Raw genomic sequence first — 23,987 nt, forward strand, 5'->3', positions numbered from 1 at the left:
GCCGACCGCCCCGATGAAAACCTCCCGCCACGGCCATGCCGCAGCAGCCGGCCTGCTTGCGCCCGTCGCCCGCATTGCGCGCGCCTGGTCCGCATGGCGCGCGCGGCCAGGGCACGCACGGCCGGCGCCGCTGGTCGAGGAACTGGAGGCCCGGCTGCTCTACTCGGCCGACCCGGCGGGCGTCGGCCTGGCGCTGGCCGGCGCGGTCGTCGAGCAGCGGCTGGTCGATGTCAGCGGCGCATTCATCGAGCCCGCGACCGTCGCGCACCAAGGCCGCGAACTGCTGATCGTCGCGGCCGGCATCGCCGACAGCCGGACGCTGCTCGACGGCCTGGCCCGCGACGGCCGCGCAATCGACGTGCTCGAACTGGACCCGGCGCAAGACAGCCTGGACCAGATCAGCGCCGCGCTGGCCGGCCGCCATGACCTGACGGCCATCCACGTCCTGTCGCACGGCGCCAGCGGCGCGCTGCAGCTGGGCGCGGGCGGCGACACGCTGGACGCCGCCACCCTCGCCGCGCGGGGCGCCGAGATCGGGCGCTGGGGCGACGCGCTGCAGGCGGGCGGCGACATCCTGCTGTATGGCTGCGACGTGGCGGCCGGCGACGCCGGCGCGGCCTTCGTGCGCCAGCTGTCGGCGCTGATGGGCGCGGACGTCGCCGCCAGCGACAACCTGACCGGCGACCGTGCGCTGCATGGCGACTGGACCCTGGAGTTCAGCACCGGGCGCATCGACAGCGCCGCCGCGTTCACCGCAGAGGCCCAGGCGCAATGGCACGGCGCGCTGGAAATCCCGGTCAACTCAGTGACCAGGGACAAGCAGCACCAGGCGGCCGTCGCGGTGGCGCCAACGGGCAGCTTTGTCGTCACCTGGACGGCCGACAAGGACCAGGATGGCAACAATACCGGCGTATTCGCACGGCGCTTCGACGCCACGGGTACGCCGCTCGGCGGCGAGATCCAGGTCAACACCGCTTTCAACGACCGTCAGGAAACGCCCACCGTCGGCATTGCCGCCGACGGCAGCTTCGTCGTGGCCTGGGCCAGCCGCAGCCAGAAGGACGGCGACACCGACGGCTGGTCGGTCAGGGCGCAGCGCTTCACCGACCAGGGCCAGAAGGCAGGCGAGGAATTCCTGGTCAACCAGACCACGGCCAAGGACCAGTGGCAGCCGTCGATCTCCGTGGCGGCCGACGGCCAGTTCGTGATCGCCTGGACCAACTCGACCGCCAACGACATCTTTGTCCGGCATTACGACAAGTCGGGCAATCCGCTGCGCGGCGAAGTGCTTGCCAGCGGCGTCAATGGCGCCGGCAGCCAGACGGTGCCATCGGTGGCAATTGCCGCCGACGGCAGCTACGTCGTCGCCTGGCAGTCCGACAGCGGCGGCACCGCGAAGTCGATCTATGCGCAGCGCTTCAATGCCGACGACACGCTGCGCGGCACAGGCTTCCGGGTCAACACCTATGACGCCGACGACCAGACCCAGCCCAGCGTCGCCATGAGCGGCGCCGGCGCCTTCCTCATCGCCTGGACCAGCGCCAAGCAGGACGGGGATGGCAACGGCGTCTATGCCCAGCGCTACGGCACGGACGGCGTTCGCGCCGGCGGCGAGTTCCGCGTCAATACCACGACCGCCAAGGACCAGAAGGGCGCCACCGCCGCGATGGACGCGGGCGGCAATTTCGTCATCGCATGGACCAGCGCGGGTGAGGACAACGGCGCCGGCACCGGCGTCTATGCGCAGCGCTACAGCGCCGACGGCGCGGCGCTCGGCGGCGTTTTCCTTGTCAATAGCACCACCGCAGGAAACCAGGCCGCTCCTGCGGCGGCGATGAATGGCGGCGGCACCCTGGTCGTCGGCTGGGAAGGCGCCGGCCTGGGCGACGGCGACGGCGTCTTCGCCGCGCTGTACAACGCGTCCAACGCGCCCCCCGGCGCCAGTCCCGACGCGCTCAGCCTGCCGCAGGGCGGCCAAGCGGACACATCGGCGGCGGCGGGCGTCCTGGCCAACGACCTCGACCCGGACAGCACGGGGATGCTGGTCGTGGACGCGGTGCTGTCGCCGGTTGACGGCAGCGTGCTTGCCGTCACCGCCGGCGGCGTCAGCGTCGCCGGCATCTACGGCACGCTGCTCATCCGGAGCGACGGCAGCTATGTTTACACCGCCGACACGGACGCGGCCAGGGCGCTGGCGGCGGAAAAGCCCGGCATCGATGTCTTCACCTACATCATCCGCGACAACGACAATGCGAACGCGTCGTCCACGCTCACGGTCACCGTCACCGGCGTGAACGATGCGCCGGCCGCCGGCAACGACAATTACGCCGTGGAACGGACCGGCAGGCTGGACGTGCCGGCCGCCGGCGTGCTGGCCAACGATACTGACGTCGACCGCAATCCGGCCGACCGGCTGACCGTCGTGTCCGTCAACGGCGCGACGGCATCGGTCGGCGCCAGCCTGCCGACAACTTATGGAACCTTGCGGCTGGACGCCGACGGCACGCTGAGCTACGTGCCGAATGCGCTGAATACCGCGCTGCAAAGCCTGCTGGCGCTCGGCCCGGTCGTCGAGACATTCAGCTACGAAGTCTCCGATGGCACGAGCACCAGCAGCGCCACGATCCGCATCACGATATTGGGCAAGAACTTCGCGCCGGTCGCCAACGACGACAGCGGCGCGAACTACACGCTGCAGCAGGGCGGCAGCCTTGCCGTCGGCGCGGCGACCGGCGTGCTGAAAAATGACACCGATCCCGACGGCACCGCACTGACCGCGCATCTGGTCAGCGGACCGCTGCATGGCGTGCTCGGCTTCAACGCCGATGGCTCCTTCGTCTACACGCCGGACGCGAATTATTACGGCACCGACAGCTTCCGCTACCGCGCCAGCGACGGCTCGCTCGACTCGACCGATGCGACCGTCACGCTGACGATCATGCATGTCAACCATGCCCCATTGGCCGCTGACGACCATGCCACGGTAACCGCCAGCGGCAATGTCGCGTTCACGGCCGCACAGGGCATGCTTGCGAACGACAGCGACCGCGACGCGGCGGACCTGCTCAGCGTCACCAGCATCCAGTACGGCGACCAGGTCATCCCGCTTGCGCCCGGCGCGACCGCCATCCTGGTCACCGAGTACGGCAGGCTCTCTGTCGACAGCGATGGCGGATTCCGCTACGTGGCCAACGGCGCGGCCAGCATGCGGCTGGGCCAGGGCGCGGTCAGCGGCGACAGCTTCAGCTACACGGTCGCCGACGGCAACGGCGGCACGGCCACCGCATCGATATCGATCGACATCGCCGGGGTCAACGACGCGCCTGCGATCGGTATCAGGACGAGCGCCGCGCAGGCCGTGTCCGACCAGGGCAGCCTGCAGCCCTTTGCCGGCATCACGATCGCCGACGTCGACAGCCCGGCGCAGCAGCTGGTCGTGCGCATTGCGCTGGACGATCCCGCAAAGGGCCGGCTGGTCGCCAGCCAGGGCGGCAGCTACGACGCGGCCACCGGCATCTACACCTTCAGCGGCAGCGCGGCCGACGCGACCGCCGCGGTGAGCGCACTGGTCTTCGTGCCCGCTTCGAACCGGCTGGCGCCGGGATCGACCGAGACGACGCGCTTCACCATCACCGCCGACGACGGCCTGACCGTCACCAGCGACGGCAGCGTGACGGTGGCGGCGACCTCGGTCAATGATGCGCCCGCAATTGCCGGCACAGCGACCGGCCAGGCGATCGACGACACCGGCAGCATCAACCCGTTTGCCGACGTGACCATCGCCGATGACGACAGCCCGGCCCAGCAGCTGACCGTGCGCGTTGCGCTGGACGATCCGGCCCGTGGCAGCTTGTCCGGCGCGAACGGGAGTTACGATGCCACGGCCGGCGTCTATACCCTGAGCGGCACCGCGACGCAGGTCACCGGGGCGCTGCGCGCGCTGGTGTTTACGCCAACCGCGAACCGGGTTGCGCCGGGACTGGCCGAGACCACGCTGCTGACACTGACCGCCAGCGACGGCGTCACGACGACCAGCGCGGCGGCAATCAGCGTGGTCGCAACCTCGGTCAATGATGCGCCGTCCATTAGCGGCGTGGCGGCTGGCCAGCGCATCGACGACAAGGGCAGCCTGAACCCGTTCGCCGGCGCGGTTGTCTCCGATGTTGACAGCCCGGCGCAGCCGCTGACCGTGCGGGTGACGCTGGACGATCCGGCACGGGGCACGCTGTCCGGCGCGGGCGGCCGCTACGACCCGGCGAGCGGCGTCTACCTGTTCACCGGCACCGCGGCAGAGGCCGGCCAAGCGCTGCGCGCGCTGGTATTCAATCCGGCAGCCAACCGGGTCGCCCCCGGCGCCAGCGAGACCGCGCTGCTGACGCTCTCGGTCGACGACGGCCGGGCCGTCGCCCGGGCGGCCACCCGCATCACGGTGCTGTCGGTCAATGACGCGCCGGTACTCGACCTGCCTGCCGGCGTGCAGACGATCAACGACAAGGACAGCCTGGCGCCGTTCGCCGGCATCACCGTGGCGGACCCGGACAGCCCGTCGCAGCAGCTGACCTTGCGCATCACGCTGGACGATCCTGCCAGGGGCCGGCTGTCCGCGGCCGCCGGCAGCTATGACGCGTCTGCCGGCGTCTATGTCCTGACCGGCACCGCAGCCCAGCTCAATGCGGCGGCGAGGGCGATGCTGTTCACGCCGGAGGAAAACCGCGTCGCGCCAGGACAATCCGAAACGGCCACCTTCTCGATCAGCGTCAGCGACGGCATGCTCGACGCCGGCGGCGCCATGTCCGTCGCGTCGCTGTCCGTCAATGACGCGCCGGTCGCGCTGGCCGTCAGCGCCCGCGGCATGCAGGACGGCGCGGCCCTTGCGCTGGTGCTGGCGGCCAGCGACGCCGACGGCGATGCGCTGGCACTAGTCATCGGCGCGGCGCCGGCCCATGGCGCGCTTTACCGCGATGCGGCCGGACTGTCGCCGCTGCTCCCGGGCGCACGCCTGCCGCTGAACGGCGGCGCCACGCGGATCTACTTCATACCGGAAGCGGGCTGGAACGGCGACACGGGTTTCTCCTACGCCCCTGTCGACAAACAGGGGCTGGCTGGCGCCAGCGCCGCGGTCAGCATCACGATAACGCCGGCGCTGCGCACTGCGGCCCAGACGACTGCCGCGCCGGCTGTCGACACACCGGCCAGGGCGGCGGCGCCCGTGGTGGAACGGTCCGAGGAACCGGCCGCCGCCGCTGCGCCGGCGTCTACGCAGCTTGCCAGCGTCAGCGTGGCCGCGCCGGCGCGGCAGCCCGAACCCGGGTCGCCGCTGCCGGAGACGGTGCTGCCTTCGCAGTCGAACCCGCAGTCCAACCCGCCGCCGACGCCGGTGGCGACAAGCCCGCGCGGCAGCGCGGACCGGATATCCCCGGCGGCCGCGGCACTGCTCGCCGCAGCCGACGCACCCGATGCCGGCAGCGAGGCGCTGTTCAGCTCCGACCTGGGCGCGGCGAGTGCGCTGGCCGAGGGCCGCATCGAACGCGCCAGCGCCGCGACGCGCAGCGAAACCCTGGCCCGCAGCCTCGACGAGATGCGCGAGGACGTCAAGGCCGCCGAGGAAGCGGAGCATCGCATCGTCGGCTCGTCGGTGGCGGTCGGCGCTGGCTTTTCGGTCGGCTACGTGATCTGGCTGCTGCGCGGCGGCGTGCTGGCGACCAGCCTGCTGTCGTCGCTGCCGGCCTGGCGCTTCGTCGACCCGCTGCCGGTGCTGGCGCGCATGCGCACCGACGCCGACGATGACGATGACACCGACGACTCGCTCGAAAGCCTGGTCGCCGGCGACGACCGCCGGCACGCCGGGCAGCGGCCAACAACAGGAACCGACAGATGACGATGCTTAATGCCCGCACCCATATCGCGATGGGCCTGGCTTTCCTGGTTGCCAGCTCGCTGCTTGGCGCCTCCTTCCTCGGGCTGGTTCCCGACCGCGCCGGCGCGATGCGCGAGGGCCGCGCGGCGCTGACCGAATCGCTGGCGATCAGCACCACCGCGATGCTGGCGCGCGGCGACGCGCGGATGGCGGAGTCCACGCTGCGCACCGTCGTCAAGCGCAACGCGCAGCTGCAGTCGGCCGGCCTGCGGCGCGCGGACGGCACGCTGGCCCTGGAGGTCGGCGACCACGCGCTCCTGTGGACCGATCCGGGCCGGCAGGCATCGACCGACACCGAGATGCATGTGCCCATCATGGCCGGCAGCACCGACTGGGGCCGGCTCGAACTGCGCTATGCGCCGCTGCATGGTGACGGCCCGCTCGGCTTCCTGCAGGCGCCGCTGCTCCTGCTGGTGCTCGCCGTGTCGCTCGGATGCAGCATCATGTTCTACCTGTACCTCGGCAAGGTGCTGCGCCACCTCGACCCGTCCGAGGCGATCCCGGGGCGTGTGCGCGCCGCGCTCGACACGCTGGCCGAGGGCCTGCTGGTCATCGACCGCAAGCAGAACATCGTGCTCGCCAACCAGTCCTTCGCCGCACTGCTGGGCTGCGAGCCCGACTCGCTGCTGGGCCGCAGCGCAGGCGCGCTGCCCTGGACCGCGCAGGACGGGCAGCCGCTGGGCCAGCGCGACCTGCCCTGGCTGGCCCAGCTGCAGCGCGGCGCGGAAGGCGCGAACGGGATGATCATGCTGCGCGACAGCCACGGCGCGCAGCGCATGTTCGTCATCAACTGCGCGCCGGTGCACGGCGCGCGGGGCAAGCCCAACGGCGTCTTCATCAGCCTGAACGACGTCACCGAGATCGAGCGCAACAAGGTGCTGCTGCACCAGGCCAAGGACGACGCCGAGGCCGCGAGCCGGGCCAAGAGCGAATTCCTGGCCAACATGAGCCACGAGATACGCACGCCGATGAATGCGATTTTGGGCTTTACCGAACTGCTCAAGCGCGGCTACAGCCGCGACCAGCAGGACTCGGCCAGATTCCTCAACACCATCCATTCGAGCGGACGACACCTGCTGGACCTGATCAACGACATCCTCGACCTGTCCAAGGTCGAGGCCGGGCAGATGGAAATGGAACTGCTCGACTGCCAGCCGCACCTGATCGTCCAGGAAGTGGTCGAGGTGCTGTCGGCGCGCGCCGCCGAAAAGGGGCTGGCCGTCACTGTCGAGGCCCGCAGCGCGGTGCCGCGCACCATCCGCTCGGATCCGGCGCGGCTGCGCCAGGTCGTCACCAACCTGCTCGGCAATGCGATCAAGTTCACCGACCGCGGCAGCGTGCGGATCATGCTGCACCTGGAACATGGCGGCGGCGCGCCGCTGTACCGCATCGATGTCATCGACAGCGGCATCGGCATCGCCGCCGACAAGCTCGGCAGCATCTTCGAGGCCTTCGTCCAGGCCGACACCAGCGTGACCCGGCGCTTCGGCGGCACCGGCCTGGGCCTGTCGATCAGCCGCCGCTTTGCCCGCGCGCTGGGCGGCGACATCGTGGTCAGCAGCGTGCCGGGTCAGGGCAGCACCTTCGCCATCGGCGTGGCCTGCGGGCCGCTGGACGGCGTGGCGATGCTGAACCCGGGGCAGGTGCTGGAGGCCGAGACCGCGCGCCTGGCCGCGACCGAGCAGGCGCACTGGCAGTTCCCGGCCGGGCAGCGGGTGCTGGTGGTGGACGACGGCCCGGAAAACCGCGAACTGATCCGCCTGGTGCTGGAAGAATGCGGCGTCGCGGTGGACCAGGCCGAAAACGGCAAGGTCGGCATGGACATGGCGCTGGCCGGGGATCATGGCATCGTGCTGATGGACATGCAGATGCCCGTGATGGACGGCTATATGGCGACCCGTCTGCTGCGCAGCCAGGGCTACGCCAGGCCGATCCTGGCGCTGACGGCGCATGCGATGAAGGGTTTCGAGCAGCAGGTGGCGGAAGCCGGCTGCAGCGGCTACCTGACCAAGCCGGTGGATATCGACCGGCTGCTGGCCGCGGTCGCCGATGCGCTCGGCGGCCGGCTTGCCAGCAACGCGGAGCGCGCCGCGGCGACACCGCAGGCCGCGCCGGTTGCGGCTCCCACGCCGATCCCGACGCCGGCGCTGGCGCTGGCGCCCGCGCCCGCGCTGGTCCCAGCACCGGGACCAGCGCCGCACGCGGCGCTTCCACCGCTGGTCTCCCGCCTGGCCAACCGGCCGCGGCTGCATTCGTCGATCCGCAAGTTCACGTCCCGGCTGGCCAGCCAGCTCGATGCGATGGACACGGCCTGGCAGGCCGGCGACCTCGCGGAACTGGCCGCACTGGCGCACTGGCTCAAGGGCGCGGCCGGCACGGTCGGCTACGACGCGTTCACCGAGCCGTCCGCAGAGCTGGAGGAACACATCGCCGAAGCCGACAGCGCCGCGATCACCGCGTCGCTGCAGGCACTGCGCGGGCTGCAGGCCCGCATCGTCGAGCCGGAATCGCCGGCCGACCAACTTAACGACATCAAGGCGAGCACGTGACAGCGCTGCAATCAGACACAATCCGGCCGGCGCCGCCCGCGCCCGGCAACGACGGCGACGACCTGGCGTCATTGCGCCGCGCCCGCATCATGATGATCGACGACGAGCCGATCACGCTCGAAGTCATGCGCGAATTCCTGGAGGAAGCCGGCTATGTGAACTTCATCGAGACCAGCGAGCCGGAAGACGCGATGGGACTGGTGGCCGAGCGGCTGCCCGACGTGATCCTGCTCGACCTGATGATGCCGGTCGTGAACGGCTTCGACATCCTGGCCGCGCTGCGCGCCGACGACCGCTTCCTGCATATCCCGGTCATCGTGCTCACGTCGAGCACCAACGCCGGCGCCAAGCTCAAGGCGCTGGAACTTGGCGCCACCGATTTCCTCGCCAAGCCGGTGGACCCCAGCGAACTGGCGCTGCGCATCCGCAATACGCTGGTCGCCAAGGTCTACCTGGACCGGCTCGCCTACATCGACAGCCTGACCGGCCTGCCCAACCGCCGCATGTTCTGCGACCACCTCGAATGGACGCTGCGCCAGGCGCAGCGCTACGACCGCATCGGCGCGCTGCTGTACATCAACGTCGACCGCTTCAAGAAGGTCAACGAGGCCCTGGGTCCGGCGGTCGCCGACGCCTTCCTGCAGGCGATCGGAAAGCGGCTGGAGCAGAGCGTGCGCACCAGCGACATCGTGGGCCATGCCGACGGCGAACCGCTCTACCTGTCCCGCGTCGGCGGCGACGAGTTCGCGGTGCTGCTGACCGAGATCGAGCAGGCCGAGGACGCGATCCATGTCGCGTCGCGCCTGCTGGAGCTGATGAAGGCGCCGTTCCAGATGGCCGGGCGCGAGCTGTTCCTGTCCTGCAGCATCGGCATCACGGTCTTCCCCGGCGACGGCATGGACCTCGACCTGCTGCTGCAGAACGCCGGCGTGGCCATGCACGCGGCCAAGCAGCAGGGCGGCAATGCCTACCGCTTCTATTCCAGCGACCTGAACGAGCGCTCGCTGCAGTTCCTGGGCCTGCAGAGCGACCTGCACAAGGCGCTGGAGCGCAGGGAATTCCGGCTGTTCTACCAGCCCAAGATCGATACCCGGACCCGGCGCATCGTCGGCGCCGAAGCGCTGATCCGCTGGGAGCATGCGGAGCGCGGCTTCGTCGGGCCGGACGAATTCATCCCGATGGCCGAGGAAACCGGCCTGATCGAGCCGATCGGCGCCTGGGTGCTGGAAGAAGCCTGCCGCAACATCCGGGCCTGGCAGGCGAGCGGCCTGGCGATACCGCGCATCTCGGTCAATGTCTCCAGCCGCCAGTTCGGCGCGCCGGGCTTCTACGAGGCGGTCCACCGGATCATTGCCGACAGCGGCGTCGAGCCGTCGCACATCACCTTCGAGGTCACCGAGAGCGTGCTGATGGAAAATGCCGCGGAGAGCACCGCCCTGCTCAACCGCTTCAAGGCCATGGGCCTGCACCTGTCGATGGACGACTTCGGCACCGGCTATTCGTCGCTCAGCTACCTGCGCCGTTTTCCGCTGGACGAACTGAAGATCGACAAGTCCTTCCTGGCGGAAATCGACGCCGACCATGCGCCGGCCGACCCCGGCAAGGGCACGCTGATCGGCGGCATCATCGCGCTCGGCCACAGCCTGGGCCTGACGATCGTCGCCGAGGGCGTCGAGACCGAGCGCCAGCATGCGTTCTTGCAGCAGCACCGCTGCGACCAGTGCCAGGGCTACCTGTTCAGCCGGCCGCTGCCGGCCGCCGCATTCCAGCGCCTGCTGGAATGCTGACGCCTTCCGCCTGACGCGCTGCAGAGCCACCGCCGCGCGGCATGGCCGTGTCGGCGGCAAGCCGACCCGCTCCCTCGGCACGGCTTTCACGCAGCCGCTGCCGCATCGGCGCCAGGCCCGGCGGGCCATCATACCCGCCTCACGAAAGCGTGCTGCGGGAAGCGCGCCATGTCCGGCTTATTCGGGCCGGATGCCGTTTCGCACAATGTTAATTGTCAGCGCGGCGCCTTGCCACTATTTACTTTGGACAATTAGTAGTACTATGTTTCCGTGCAGAAATTTCCTGCCCGTTCGTTGACTGTCGTTGACTGTCGCTGATTGTTGATCGTTATCGATCATTGGTTGCCCATGCCCTCGGCCCTGGCCGAGCTGTCGTTAGTGAAAACGGTATCGATCCGAAGCACCCCGCCGTTTGAAGTTTTCACATTTTTGCAACCTATCTCGTCGACCCGCGCCAATGACCTTATCTATAAGATTGATTCCCCTCGCCCTGCTGACTGTGACCACCGGTCTGCTTGCCGCACAGCCACCCGGCGCCGGCAGCCAGTTGCAGCAGATACCGCCGACCCCGACCCTGCCGAAAGAACTGCCCGATGTGCGCATTGCGCCGGCCGCCGCGCCCGCGCCGGCGCTTGCCGACAGCACGCGGATTCCAGTCCGCAGCCTGCTCTTCACCGGTGCGCAGCTGTATCCGGACGCGGCGCTGACGGCCATCGCCGAATTCCAGCCCGGCTCGGAGCTGACCCTCGGCGAACTCAGGGCAATGGCCGGGAAGATTACCGAGGCTTATCATCGCGACGGCTACGTGCTTGCGCAGGCCTATCTGCCCGCGCAGGAAATCCGGAACGGCGTCGTCACCATCGCGGTGGCCGAAGGCCGCTATGGCAAGATTCAGGTCCGCAACCAGACCAATCTCTCCAATGCGCTGGTCGATTCCGTGCTCGATGGCGTGAACGCCGGCGACGTGGTGGCGATCGCGCCGCTCGAAAGCCGCCTGCTGCTGCTCTCCGACATTCCGGGCGTCGGCATCCGCTCGACGCTGGCGCCGGGCGCATCGGCGGGCACATCCGACCTGATCGTCGATATCGTCCCCGGCCCGCGCGTGTCGGGCAGCATCGACGCCGACAATGCGGGCAATCGCTACACCGGCGAATACCGCATCGGCGCGACCGTCAATCTGAACGACCCGCTCGGGCAAGGCGACCTTGCCAGCCTGCGCGTGCTGACTTCCGGCGCGGGCCTGAATTATGCGCGGGCGTCGTACCAGGTCCAGCTTGGAAAAGCGAAGGTGGGCGTCGCCTACAGCCGGCTCGACTATGCGCTCGGCCGGGAGTTCGACCCGCTCGATGCGAACGGCACCGCGACCGTCGCTTCGGTCTACGGTAACTATCCGCTGATCCGGTCGCGCAGCACGAACCTGTATGCGCAGCTCGGCGTCGACCACAAGACATTCAGGGACAGGATCGATTCGACCGGCGCGCGCAGCGACAAACGGGCAGACGTGCTGATGGCGAGCCTGTACGGCGAGCACCGCGATCAGGTCGGCGGCGGCGGCATCAGCAGCGCGTCCATGACGCTGTCCACTGGACGGCTCGACATCCAGTCGCCGGATGTAGCGAGCTTCGACGCCGCAAACGCGCGCACCGCGGGCCGTTACAGCAAGCTGAGCGCCAGCGCGAGCCGGCTGCAGGCGCTGACCGAAAATGTTTCGCTCTATGCCGGCGTCAGCGGCCAGGTCGCGTCCAAGAACCTCGACATTTCCGAGAAGATGGCGCTGGGCGGCATCGGCGGGGTCCGCGCCTATCCGGAAGGCGAGGCATTCGCCGACCAGGGCTACCTGCTCAACCTGGAAGCGCGTTACCGGGTTCCCGCACGGTACTGGCCTTCCTACCCCGGACAGCTGCAGCTGATTGCCTTTGTCGATACCGGCACCGTCAGCGCCAACAAGAGCCCGTGGACGGCCGGCACGAACCGCCGCACCCTGAGCGGCGCGGGCGTCGGCGTCAACCTGATCGGCGACAGCAGCTATTCGGTAAAAGCCTATTACGCGCGCAAGCTCGGCGGCGAGGAAGCGCTGTCGGCGCCCGACCGCTCGGGCCGGTTCTGGATCCAGGGCGTCAAATATTTCTGATCGCTGCAGGCAGGCCGCTGTTGAAAGCGGAATCGCTGGTGGAAGACAATTACGAAAGCATGCAATGAACCGTATCTACCGATCCATCTGGAATGAAAGCGCCGGCGCCTATGCCGCCGTCTCCGAACTCGCCCCGGGCGCAGGCAAGAAGGCACGGCTGCGCCTGCGCAATGGCGGCGACCGCATCGCGATGACGCTGAAGGTGCTGGCCGCCTCCGTGATGCTGGCCGTCAGCGCCAGCGCGTATGCGCTGCCGGCCGGCGGCGTCGTTTCCGCCGGCAGCGCCAGCGTAGGCGGCACCCCTGGCAACATGGTCGTCACGCAGTCCAGCCAGAATGCGGCAATCAACTGGCAGAGTTTCAGCATCGCAGCCGGCGAGTCGGTGAACTTCGTCCAGCCCGGCAGCAGCGCGGTGGCGCTGAACCGGGTCATCGGGCCGGACCCGACCAGCATCCTTGGCAACCTGAGCGCCAACGGCAAGGTGTTCCTGGTCAATCCGAACGGCATCCTCTTCGGCACCAGCGCATCGGTCAATGTCGCCGGGCTGGTCGCGTCGAGCCTGAACATCAGCGATGCGGACTTCATGGCGGGCCGCTACAAGTTCAGCGGCGCGGGCAACGGCGCCGTGACCAACCAGGGGAACATCAATGCCGACAACGGCTACGTCGCCCTGCTCGGCAAGCAGGTCGCCAACGATGGCGTGATCTCGGCGAGACTGGGCAGCGTGGCGCTGGCCAGCGGCGAGGCAATGACGCTCGACCTTGCCGGCGACAAGCTGCTGAACGTCCAGATCGATCAGGGCGCGGTCAATGCGCTGGTCCAAAACGGCGGCATGATCCAGGCCGACGGCGGCCTCGTGCTGATGACGACGCAGGCAGCGGGCAGCCTGCTCTCGGGCGCGGTGAACAATACCGGCACGGTGTTGGCGCAGACCATCTCCAGCAGCAACGGCACGATCAGGCTGCTTGGCGGCGCGGGCAATGGCGCAGTCGACGTCGGCGGCACGCTCGACGCCAGCGCGCCCGGTGGCGGCAACGGCGGCACGATCGAAACCTCGGCAGCCCGCGTGAAGGTGCAGAACAGCGCAGCGGTCACCGCCGCGGCCCCGCTGGGAACGTCCGGCACCTGGACGATCGCTCAGCAGACCTTTACCGTCGGCACCGGCGCCGGCGACAGCATCGCCGGCGCCACGCTGTCCAACGTGCTGGTGACGACCAGCGTGACGATCGGCACCTCCGCCATCCCCGCTGGCGCCCCGCCGGGCACCGGCGACATCACGGTCAATGACGCGGTGAGCTGGACGGCCAGCAAGACGCCGACGACGCTGACCTTGAATGCGACCGGCGACGTCATTCTGAACAATGCCATCAGCGCCACGAAGGGCAACGTGGTCGCGTGCTGCGGGCGCGATATCAACGTCGATGCCCCCATTACCACGGTCAACGGCAGCGTCCTGCTCAGCGCGGCGCGCGATGTCAACCTGGACGCGGCGCTGACGACGACCGATGGAAACGTCGCAATCTGCGCGGCAAACGATATCCGCATCGGCGCGCAGATCACGCTGACCCGGGGCAGCAGCATTCCGGCGCAAAGCCTCGGCTTGCCCCTGGGCCTGCTGCTGAACGCCGGCTTTGGCGGCGGCGGTCCGGGCATGTCCGGCGGCACCGTCGTGTTCGATCCGCTGGCGCCGCCGGTCGTGGTGACCGGCCCGAATGCGCCGGTGACGATCAACTACAACCCGACCTCGTACACGACGCCGACCGACTTCCTTCCGCATTTCACGTTGACCGACGCCGCGCTGACCCAGCACATGCTGGTATTCGCATCTGGCGGCGACAAGGGCTACGACGGCACGACCGCGACCACGCTCGATTCGCTGAAGGGCAACCCTGCCGGCGTCACGCTGCTTGCAGGCCCGGGCAGCACCGCCAGTTTCGATAGCGCGGATGCAGGCGCCGGCAAGACGATCACCTTCACCGGCTATACGCTGGGCGGCCCAAACGCCGGCGCCTATGCGCTTCCCACCTCATGCTGCGGACCGATCGCGGCGCGCACGACCGGCACCATCACCGCAGCCGCGGCCGGTTCGTCGCCGGCCATCGGATCGCCCACCAGCGGCGGTGCAGCCCGTCCTGGCGCAACGCCGTCGACTGGTGCGGCGGGCCGGCCCGGGTCGACGCCATCGACCGGCACATTACCGCTACTGCCGGGCTCGACCCCGCTGTGGACCATCGCGGCCGGCCCCGACGCGACGGAAGCGGTGTTCAGCGTGGTGTCGGGAATTGCGTACCGTTCGGTCACGCCGCCGTCGACCATGGTGCTCCCGCCGTTCGATGCCGGTCCGCCGCTGACCATCGTCGCCGGCCCGGCGCCGCTGCCCCCGGTGGAGATCGTCCCGGCCCCGGTCGCCGCGCCGCCGGTCTTCGTCCAGCCCGTGCCGGTCCCGGTTGAAAGGCCGGCCCTACGCAAACGGCCGAGGAAGCAGGACCGGAACTGACCGGGGGAGAGCCATGGGGAAACGACCAGGACACCGCACGGGACGAAACGGCGGCAGGCGTTTTGCCGCGCTTCCGCTGCGAATGAAGCAGCCGGCATCGCGCCTGCTCCGTCTCGCGGGATTCGTCGGCAGCCTGGCGGTCGCGGTTGGCGGCATGTCGCCCGCGCTTGCCGCCGACGGGCCGCCGTCCGGCGTCGGAGACGGGTTCGTGCAGTCGGCACAGTCGCCGACGCCATCCGTGCCGGCTGAGGCGCTGCCAGCCGCGCCAAGAAAGGCCAACGCCGGGCGCGAGCCGATGTCGGCTGCGGCCCGGGAAATGGCAGACTGGGTGGTCGGTTCCGGCAACAATGACAAGCTGCCGTTCATCGTGGTCGACAAGGTGGAGGCCAGGACGTTTGCGTTCGACATGGACGGCAACCTCCTCGGCGCCACATCCGTGCTGCTGGGCCTCGCGCATGGCGACGACTCGGTCCCCGGCATCGGCGAGCGCAAGCTTTCGACGATACGGCCGGAAGAGCGGACCACGCCCGCCGGGCGCTTCGTCGCTTCGCTCGATACCAACCTCCGCGGCCAGGACATCCTCTGGGTCGACTACGATGCCGCGATTTCCCTGCATGCGGTCGTCCCCGGCACGCCGAAGGAACGGCGCGCGGCGCGCCTGGCAAGCCCGGCGTCGGCGGACAAGCGGATTTCCTACGGCTGCATCAATGTGCCGGCCGCCTTTTTCCAGAAAGTCGTCCGCCCGGCCTTCCTGAAGACGGAAGGCGTGGTCTACGTTCTGCCGGAAACGCGCAAGGCGCACGAGACCTTTGCGGCATACGGATATCCGACCCGATAAGGCCTGCGCTGCCGGCTGCGATGTTCCAGGCCGGCAGCGCTGCGGCGGAGTTGGCCCAGCAATGCCCGCCCGTTCGTACGCCGGCTTTATTCCACGCTGACGCCGGCCCCGCAACGCTTGCCTTGCCTGCTGCGCGCCCGTCCGACCTGGCGGTAAATGGGGCCAGTTTGCCGTTCAGCGTATACTCTGCGACCTTCCGAATTGCGCTGCCTTCATCATTCACACAGTCATGAACCTGAAAATAGAACCCAAAGACATCGGCAAGAGCGCCGAAAACCTGCTGGCCGCCCTGAAAAATGCCGGCGTCGACCTGCGGGACGAACCCGGCACATCCGGCAAGCTGTGGCGTGCGTTGTCGGCCAGTGCGCGTGCAGGACTGACCCGGGACTTTCTCGACGAGATCCAGGCGCGCCAGGAGATGGAAATCGAAAAGGACGCGGTCGCTGCGCGCTTCGATGCCACCGGCAAACAGCATCCGGCCGATCTCGCCTTCCTGCTGCTGAGCCTGTTCTGCGTGTCGCCGGACGAATCGTTCGAGATGGCGGTCGACGTGCTGGCCCTGCTGCAGGCGAAAAAGGCCGGCCAGACCGCGCCGGTCCCGGCAGATGCCTGCGACACCATGCCACGCCCGGTCGGCCTGGCGGTGCCGTCCCGCGTCTGGCGCGCGCCCGCCGACAGCGGACTATCGGTCTTCTGAAGCCGGCATCCAGGTAAAACGGGCCGCCGTGCAGGATTAGCCCACCCGGACTCCGCGGCAATCGCAGCTGGCGCTGGACGGCCGGACCCTCTCTGCGCGGCGGAATCGCAGCCATCGGGCGCGATTTCCCAGTTACCACCAGGCTGTAATTAATCAGCGAAAGTTTGTTTCATCCATGGCCGAGGTTGTCGGTTACAATGGTTCTTAGAGGAAACATTTGTCGTCACCTCTTCCCGACCATCGACACCATCCTCCCTGGAGAAACCTATTTACGTCCCGACCAAGTATTCGGCTGCCTTTCTCGCCATGCTCACCCTGCTGCCGCTGGCGTCCCTGCCTGGAACTGCCGCCGCGCAGGACCAAAGCCGCCAGCAATACGGCCGCAATGCCGCGACACCGCATATCGACGGCTTCAATGTCGATGAAGTACGCAAGCTCGCGCCGGGCACGGAAATGAAGTTCGACCTGTACGGCAGTCCGGGCGGCATGGCCAGCCTGCGCATCGTCGGCGCGCAGCGCAACCTGAACCTGGTCGAGGAAAGCCCTGGCGAATACACCGGCATCTACACCATCGGCAGCCGTGACCGCATCACCGCCAACAGCGCGGTGACCGGCAATCTCCGGGTCGGGAACCAGGTCGCGACCGCGGTGCTGAGCGAATCGCTGCAGCGCGGCGTGCCGCCGAAATCGGCGCGCAGCAACCAGGCCGCGCCGAAGGCGCCGCAGATCAGCCGGTTCGACGTGCAGCCGGCAGGCGACGTCAGCCGCGGCAGCGAACTTGCCTTTACCCTGCAAGGCACGCCGGGCGGCAAGGTCGATATCCGGATTGATGGCGCCCAGGGCAGCTTCTTCCTGAACGAAGTCCGCAGCGGCGAGTACACCGGCATCTATACCATCCGCCGGAACGATCACATCATGCCGTCGAGCACCGTCATCGCCAACCTGCGCGTGGACCAGCGCGTGTCGAGCTATACGTTGCGACAGCCGCTGGTGGCCGCCTCGCGGCCGGTCGAGCGTGCCGACCGGTATTGCGGCAACTGCGGCTCGGTCGAGGCGGTTAATCTCGTCGAGGTGAAAGGCGATGCCGGCTACCTGGGCACGATAGGCGGCGGACTGGCCGGCGTCCTGCTGGGCAGCCAGATTGGCGGCGGCAACGGCCGCACGGTGGCGCAGGTGGCTGGCGCTGTCGGCGGCGCGCTGGCCGGACGCGAAGTGGAAAAACGCGTCGGCAACAGTACGCACTATGAAGTCCTGGTGCGACTGGACAACGGCGGCACCCAGACCGTGTCGACGGCAACCGACCCCGGCCTGCGCCAGGGCGAGAAGGTCCGCATCGTCGATGGCGGCCTCACGCGCATCTGACCGTCAGGACCCGGCGTCCCGGCCGGCCGGATGCGCAGCGTTCAGCCGGCTTTCGGGGCGTCAGCCGGCGCCGGACGGCTTTGCAGGCTCTGGCGCGGACCGAAGAATTCGAAATGCACCTGTCCGGGCGGAATGCCCCACGTGAGCAATTCATGATAGATGTTGATCATGAAGGGCTGCGGTCCGCAGAAGTAATAGTCGGCATCGCGCTCCGGCACGAACGATTCGATCAGCGCCGCATCGATCAGCCCGGTGCTGGCATTGCCGCTGCGCGCCGGGTCCGTCCTCTGCGGGTCGCTGTACCGGTAATGCACGCTCAGCCGCGGATGGCTGCGCGCCAGTTCATCCAGGGTCGGCTTGAACGCCTGCACGTCCTCGTGGAGGCTGCCGTGGATCAGCACGATGTCCCGCTCGGGCATCGCTTCCAGCGCCGTGAGCAGCATGCTCAGGATGGGCGTGATGCCGATGCCGGCCGCGAGCAGCACCAGCTGCCGCGGGTGCTTTTCGGTCACGTCGAGAAAGAATTCCCCGCACGGCGGCGCCAGCGCGATTTCCCCGCCCACATCGACCCGATCATGCAGGAAGTTGGAGACGTAGCCGGAGGGCAGATCCGCTTCCGGCCCTTCCTCGCGCTTGACGCTGATCCGCAGCCATGGCTGCCCGGGCTTGTCGGACAGGCTGTAATTGCGCATCGTGGTCGACCCGTCCGCGGTGGGCACGCGCACCGTGGTGTATTGCCCGGGCCTGAATAGCGGGAGCGTCCCGTCGCCCGCGGCCGGCACCAGGTAGAAGGACGTGATATTCGCGCTTTCCCTGACCTTGCGGTCGACGCGGAATGCCTTGAAGCCCTCCCATCCGCCCGGCCGCTGCGCGTTTTCCCGGTAGATCTGCTTTTCCCGCCCGGTCAGGATATCGGCCAGGAATCCGTACGCCTGCGCCCAGGCATCGATGACTTCGTCGGTTGCGCCGGCGCCCAGCACTTCCCGGATGGAGGCCAGCAGGTTTTCCCCGACGATCGGATAGTGCTCGGGCTTGATCATCAGCGAAGCGTGTTTCTGCGCGATCAGCTCGACGGCGCCGCCCAGCACTTCCAGGTTATCGATATTGGCCGCATAGGCGGTGATGGCCGCCGCGAGCGCGCGCTGCTGCGCGCCGGCGGTCTGGTTCGCCCGGTTGAACAGGGGCATGACTTCCGGGTTATGGGCAAACATGCGGCTGTAGAAATGGCGGGTCAGCGTCTCGCCGTGGGCTTCCAGGATCGGCGCGGTGGACTTGACGATTGCAATGGTGGTGGGAGCGAGCATTGACATTGGGGTGTGGTCCCTTGTGGTCACGCGTTGCGCATGGCGCGTCGCGGGTTGGTTTAGGAAGCGGATGCGCGATGCGACCGGCGTCATCCACTGCGGATGTCTCCTCTGTCTCACCAGAGTGCGGTCCTGTGCGCTGCAGCCTTTCCTTTGACAGCGCAATCGCCAGAATAATGCCGGCCCGGCGAAATCGCCTGCCCGCCGCCGGGGACAACGCGCGGAGGCGCTTGGCCATGGCGCATTTATATCACGCCATGATATATTATTTGCGTCCCCGTTTCCAGCTTGTCCCGCGCGCCGCTCCCGGTCGCGGGCCAGCTCAACCATTCCCCTGTCCACCGTGCCCTCTTCCAAAAAACTGGCGAAGCCCGACTTCGAAGCCCTGTCCGAATTCCGATACCAATTGCGCCGCTTCCTGCGCTTCAGCGAGCAGGCCGCCGAAAGCGAGGGACTGACGCCCCAGCAATACCTGCTGCTCTTGCATATCAAGGGCATGCCCGGCAGGGAGACTGCGACCGTCGGCGAACTGGCGGAACGGCTGCAGGTGCTGCCGCATGGCGCGCTGGCCCTGGTCAACCGCTGCGAGGCGGCCGGACTCGTCGTCCGGGAGGAAGGCGCGAACGACCGCCGGCAGGTGCTGGTGAGCCTCACCGCCGACGGCGAGGGGCGGCTCCGGCGCCTGGCGGACCGGCATCGGGCGGAATTGCAGTCGCTGAACAATGTTTTCCAGGTCGCCCATATTTCGGCCTTCAACGACGAGGGAGCGGACAGTGCAACTTCATCGTCGTGACTACAGCGTCGACGGCCGGCTCCTGCTGCTCTGCCTGATCGCTGCCGTGATCGGCGGCCTGAGCACGGGCGCGGCCTGGGCGCTGCTCAACCTGATCCGCTTCTTCACCAACCTGTTCTTTTTCCAGACGGTGTCGTTTGCGGACCGCTCGCCGGCAACGCACCAGCTCGGCGCCTGGGTGATCGTCGTCCCGGTACTGGGCAGCCTGATCGTCGGCCTGATGGCCCGCTACGGCTCCGAAAAGATCCGCGGCCACGGCATCCCCGAAGCGATCGAAGCCATCCTGTTCGGCAAGAGCCGCATGTCGGCGCGGGTCGCGGTGCTCAAGCCGCTGGCGTCCGGCATCGTCATCGGCAGCGGCGGTCCTTTCGGCGCCGAGGGGCCGATCATCATGACCGGCGGCGCGATCGGCTCCCTGGTCGCGCAGCATTTTTCGGTGAGCGCCGCCGAGCGCAAGACGCTGCTGGTGGCCGGCGCAACCGCCGGCATGACCGCGGTCTTCGGCACCCCCGTGGCCGCGGTGCTGCTGGCGGTCGAGCTGCTGCTGTTTGAATGGCGCCCTCGCAGCCTGCTGCCGGTAATACTGGCCTGCGCGGTCGCCGGCTTCGGCCGGCCGCTGCTGATGGAAGCCGGGCCGCTGTTCCCCCTGCAGACCGCGCCGGCGTCGCTCGCCGCACTGGGCGTCTGCCTGGTCGCGGGACTGCTGAGCGGCATGCTGTCGGCCGTGATGTCGAAGGCGCTGTATCGGGTCGAGGACCTGTTCGCGCATCTGCCTGTGCACTGGATGTGGTGGCCCGCGCTCGGCGCCGTCGCGGTCGGCGTCGGCGGTTGGCTGGAGCCGCGCGCGCTGGGCGTCGGCTACGATGTCATCGCCGACCTGCTGAACCACCGGATCGTCGCATCCGCCGCCTGCTCGCTACTGGCGATCAAGGCCATCATCTGGGTGATTGCGCTGGGTTCCGGCACGTCCGGCGGCGTGCTGGCGCCGCTGCTGATGCTGGGCGCGGGGCTGGGCACGGCGGTCTCGATCATCTTCCCGGGAAGCGACCCGTCGCTATGGCCGCTGGTCTGCATGGCGGCCGTGCTGGCCGGCGTGCTCGGCGCCCCGTTGACAGCTGCCGTGTTCGCGCTCGGGCTGACCGGCGACTTCAATGCGCTGCTGCCGCTGCTGCTGGCAACCGGCGTGTCGTACGGCTTCACGGTGATGGTAATGCGCCGCTCCATCATGACGGAAAAGATCGCGCGGCGCGGCCTGCACATCTACCGGGAATACAGCGTCGACCCGCAGGAACGCGTGTTCGTCGAAGAAGTCATGACAGTCGATGCGGTGTCCATCGCTGCCGGCATGGCGCTGGCCGCGGCCGATGCGCAGTACTTCGGCGACGGCCAGCTGCACCGGGCCTTCCCGGTGGTCGACGCCGACGGCGTCGTGCTCGGCATGCTGGACCGCACGCTGTTGCAGCAGGCGCTGGCGAGCGGCGCCGGCGGGACGCTGGCGACGCTCTTCGACAAGCCGCCGGCCTGCGCATTGCCGACCGAGACTTGCCAGGTCGTGGCGCGGCGCATGGCGTCGCTGCACCTGGAACGGCTGCCGGTCGTTTACAGCCGAGACGAACGGCGGCTGGCGGGCTTGATCAGCCGCAGCGACCTGGTCAAGCCGACCGGCCTGAGCTTCGTTGAAGAGCATGTTCGCGAACGGCTGCTGGGCCGGCGCGAGCGCCCGGCTTCCTGACGCCGGCGCCTGCGCCGCCCAACCTGGATCAAGACATGGACATACGCGTAGACAGCAGCCTGGGAATCGAAGGCGAGCCGGACAAATGGGTGCATTCCGCCTGCCTGCTGTGCTCCAATGGCTGCGGCATGGACATCGCCGTCAAGGACGGGCGGATTGCCGGGGTGCGCGGCAATGCCGGCCATCCGGTCAATTTCGGCCACCTGGGGCCCAAGGGCGAGCACGGGTGGGTGGCGAACAACCACCGTCAGCGCGGCGTGCTGCCGATGATACGGCGCCGCAAGGGACAGCCGATGGAACAGGTCGGCTGGGCCGAGGCGATGGATTTCTTCATCGATCGTTTCCGCGCAGCGTGGAACCAGGGCCATGAAAACCTCGCCTGCTACAACTCCGGCCAACTGACGCTGGAAGAGTTTTACACCCTGGCCAAGCTGTGGCGCGGCGGGCTGCAATCTTCCAACATCGACGGCAACACCCGGCTTTGCACAGCCACGTCCGCCACCGGCCTGATGGCCAACTTCGGCGCCGACGGGCCGGTGGCGTCCTATGCCGACATCGACCAGGCGGACCTGCTTTGCCTGTACGGCCACAACGTGGCGGAATCCCAGACCGTCCTGTGGGAACGCATGCTCGCGGCGAAGAAGCGCAATGGCGGGCGGATTATCGTCGTCGATCCCCGCAGGAGCCCGACCGTACGCCAGGGCGCGGACCTGCATATCCAGCTGCGCGCCGGCACCAATGTGGCGCTGATGAATGGCCTGATCCATTTGCTCATCCGCCGCGGCGCAGTCCGGATGGACTTCGTAAATGCCCATACTGTCGGCTTCGCGCAGCTGCAGGCGGTCACCGACGACTATCCGCCGGAACGCGTGGCGGAGATCTGCGGCATCGAGCAGATCGTGCTCGAAACGGCGGCCGACTGGATTGGCGGCACGGGGAAGATGGTGTCGACCGTGCTGCAGGGCTTCTACCAGAGCGTCGAGGCCACCGGCGCGTCATCGCTGGTCAACACGGTCCATCTGCTGACCGGCGCCATCGGCAAGCCGGGCGCCGGCCCGCTGCTGATGGCCGGCCAGCCGTCCGCCATGTCCAACCGCGAGGCCGGGGCTGACGGCTCCTACCCGGCTTACCGCAATCCGCACAACGAACAGCACATGAAGGACCTGTGCGCACTGTGGAACATCGCCTTCGAAGACTTCCACCCGGAAGTGCCCAAGGACATCCTCACCATGATGGAAAGCGCCGAACGCGGCGAGATCGAGTTCATGTGGGTGATCGGCACCAATCCGCTGGTCAGCCTGCCGGACCAGAACCGCAGCAGGACGATCCTGGAGAAGCTGTTCCTGGTCGTGCAGGACCCGTTCATCGACACGGAATCGGTCGCGCTCGCCGACATCTACTTTCCCACCGCGATGTGGGGAGAAAAGACCGGCTGCGTGACCAATGCCGAGCGCAGCGTCAACCTGCTGCTGAAGGCGGTCGAGCCGCCGGGCGAGGCGCGCACCGACCTGGATATCTTCATCGACGTCGCGCAGCGACTGGGATTCGCGGACAGGGACGGCCAGCCGCTGATTCGCTTCCGCGAGCCGCGGGACGCCTTCGACGAATGGCGGCGCGTCTCCGCGGGCCGTCCGTGCGACTACTCCGGAATGAGCTATGAACTCATCCTCGAGATGGGCGCCGTTCGCTGGCCCTGCAATGCAAGATACTCGCGCGGCGCGGAGCGGCTTTACGAGGACCTGCATTTCTGGACCGGCATCGATGACTGCGAAAGCTACGGCGCGGATTTCCTGACGGGTAACAAGCACACCCGGGACAACTACAGGCATATCGATCCCGCTGGCAAGGCGTTTCTGAAACCCGTCCGCTACCGCCGTCAGCCGAACCCGGTGACTGAAGCCTTTCCCTTCCTGCTCAATACCGGCCGCCTGGTCTATCACTTCCATACGCGCACCAAGACCGGCCGCTCGGACTTCCTGAACCGGCGCGCGCCCCATGCCTATGTCGAGATCCATCCCGAAGACGCCGCCCGGTATGGCATTGCCCTGGGCGACACGGTGGAAATCACGTCGCCCAGGGGGACGTGGCAAGGCCTGGCCATGGTCGTCGATACCATGCGCCAGGGCGAATTGTTTATCCCGTTCCATTACGGCCAGGGCCTGGAAGCGGCGAACCAGCACACCTGGTATGCCCGCGACCCGGTGAGCCAACAGCCGCAGTTCAAGTCGGCCCCGGTCGCCCTCCGCAAGCTGAGCTTCGGCGCGCCGGAGCAGTGGCTGCTCGACAGGCTGCGCGAACTGGACGGCACGATGGTCACGCCCTTCGCGATGCGCTGACGCTGCCGGCAAGCGTTCAGCCTCTCGGCTCCCCGGCGGGGGGA

The 23,987-nt window shown here is 68.2% G+C and carries 12 protein-coding genes; 11 read left to right on the forward strand and 1 reads right to left on the reverse strand.

The features are described from left to right. Positions 1 to 13: 13 nt before the first annotated feature. From QOL82_RS24070 to QOL82_RS24105, 8 genes are all read left to right on the forward strand, one after another. Complete coding sequence (locus tag QOL82_RS24070; protein ID WP_283444852.1) at positions 14 to 5,878, forward strand: tandem-95 repeat protein; 5,865 nt, start codon at positions 14 to 16, stop codon at positions 5,876 to 5,878. Then, positions 5,875 to 8,466 carry a hybrid sensor histidine kinase/response regulator gene (locus QOL82_RS24075; protein ID WP_283444853.1) on the forward strand — a complete coding sequence of 864 codons (2,592 nt, stop codon included), beginning with the start codon at positions 5,875 to 5,877 and terminating at the stop codon, positions 8,464 to 8,466. Before QOL82_RS24070 ends, QOL82_RS24075 begins: the two co-directional genes overlap by 4 nt. Further along, a complete protein-coding gene (locus QOL82_RS24080) occupies positions 8,463 to 10,253 on the forward strand; it encodes a putative bifunctional diguanylate cyclase/phosphodiesterase (RefSeq protein WP_283444854.1) in 1,791 nt (596 codons plus the stop codon). The genes QOL82_RS24075 and QOL82_RS24080 overlap by 4 nt, the downstream gene beginning before the upstream one ends. Positions 10,254 to 10,710: 457 nt before the next feature. Further along, on the forward strand, positions 10,711 to 12,384 hold the full coding sequence (locus QOL82_RS24085) for a ShlB/FhaC/HecB family hemolysin secretion/activation protein (RefSeq protein WP_283444855.1): 1,674 nt from the start codon (positions 10,711 to 10,713) through the stop codon (positions 12,382 to 12,384). A 64-nt stretch (positions 12,385 to 12,448) separates the two neighbouring features. Beyond that, entirely contained in the window at positions 12,449 to 14,881 is a 2,433-nt protein-coding gene (locus QOL82_RS24090; protein WP_283444856.1) for a two-partner secretion domain-containing protein, read from the forward strand. A gap of 82 nt (positions 14,882 to 14,963) precedes the next feature. Further along, positions 14,964 to 15,719, forward strand: coding sequence for a hypothetical protein (locus QOL82_RS24095; protein ID WP_283444857.1), 756 nt, complete (start codon positions 14,964 to 14,966; stop codon positions 15,717 to 15,719). A gap of 229 nt (positions 15,720 to 15,948) precedes the next feature. After that, entirely contained in the window at positions 15,949 to 16,416 is a 468-nt protein-coding gene (locus QOL82_RS24100; protein ID WP_283444858.1) for a hypothetical protein, read from the forward strand. 306 nt (positions 16,417 to 16,722) lie between these two features. Then, positions 16,723 to 17,778, forward strand: coding sequence for a glycine zipper 2TM domain-containing protein (locus QOL82_RS24105; RefSeq protein WP_283444859.1), 1,056 nt, complete (start codon positions 16,723 to 16,725; stop codon positions 17,776 to 17,778). 41 nt (positions 17,779 to 17,819) lie between these two features. Here QOL82_RS24105 and hmpA read toward each other — a convergent pair whose 3' ends face one another. Then, entirely contained in the window at positions 17,820 to 19,088 is a 1,269-nt protein-coding gene (gene hmpA, locus QOL82_RS24110; protein ID WP_283444860.1) for an NO-inducible flavohemoprotein, read from the reverse strand. 337 nt (positions 19,089 to 19,425) lie between these two features. Here hmpA and QOL82_RS24115 point away from each other — a divergent pair, with 337 nt between their 5' ends. From QOL82_RS24115 to QOL82_RS24125, 3 genes are read left to right on the forward strand one after another with little or no spacing between them, the layout of a single operon-like run. Then, positions 19,426 to 19,875 carry a MarR family winged helix-turn-helix transcriptional regulator gene (locus QOL82_RS24115; RefSeq protein WP_283444861.1) on the forward strand — a complete coding sequence of 150 codons (450 nt, stop codon included), beginning with the start codon at positions 19,426 to 19,428 and terminating at the stop codon, positions 19,873 to 19,875. Further along, positions 19,856 to 21,607, forward strand: a complete 1,752-nt coding sequence (locus QOL82_RS24120; RefSeq protein WP_283444862.1) for a chloride channel protein — start codon at positions 19,856 to 19,858, stop codon at positions 21,605 to 21,607. Before QOL82_RS24115 ends, QOL82_RS24120 begins: the two co-directional genes overlap by 20 nt. A gap of 35 nt (positions 21,608 to 21,642) precedes the next feature. Further along, positions 21,643 to 23,943, forward strand: a complete 2,301-nt coding sequence (locus QOL82_RS24125) for a molybdopterin oxidoreductase family protein (protein ID WP_283444863.1) — start codon at positions 21,643 to 21,645, stop codon at positions 23,941 to 23,943. Positions 23,944 to 23,987 lie beyond the last annotated feature (44 nt).

Origin of the sequence: Noviherbaspirillum suwonense (assembly GCF_900182955.1) — a bacterium.
Classification (GTDB): domain Bacteria; phylum Pseudomonadota; class Gammaproteobacteria; order Burkholderiales; family Burkholderiaceae_D; genus Noviherbaspirillum_A; species Noviherbaspirillum_A suwonense.

Coding starts and splice junctions, on each gene's coding strand:
- hmpA (WP_283444860.1), bottom strand. CDS start 19,088: ATGTCAATGCTCGCTCCCACCACCATTGCAATCGTCAAGTCCACCGCG.
- QOL82_RS24105 (WP_283444859.1), top strand. CDS start 16,723: ATGCTCACCCTGCTGCCGCTGGCGTCCCTGCCTGGAACTGCCGCCGCG.
- QOL82_RS24090 (WP_283444856.1), top strand. CDS start 12,449: ATGAACCGTATCTACCGATCCATCTGGAATGAAAGCGCCGGCGCCTAT.
- QOL82_RS24100 (WP_283444858.1), top strand. CDS start 15,949: ATGAACCTGAAAATAGAACCCAAAGACATCGGCAAGAGCGCCGAAAAC.
- QOL82_RS24075 (WP_283444853.1), top strand. CDS start 5,875: ATGACGATGCTTAATGCCCGCACCCATATCGCGATGGGCCTGGCTTTC.
- QOL82_RS24070 (WP_283444852.1), top strand. CDS start 14: ATGAAAACCTCCCGCCACGGCCATGCCGCAGCAGCCGGCCTGCTTGCG.
- QOL82_RS24085 (WP_283444855.1), top strand. CDS start 10,711: ATGACCTTATCTATAAGATTGATTCCCCTCGCCCTGCTGACTGTGACC.
- QOL82_RS24095 (WP_283444857.1), top strand. CDS start 14,964: ATGAAGCAGCCGGCATCGCGCCTGCTCCGTCTCGCGGGATTCGTCGGC.
- QOL82_RS24125 (WP_283444863.1), top strand. CDS start 21,643: ATGGACATACGCGTAGACAGCAGCCTGGGAATCGAAGGCGAGCCGGAC.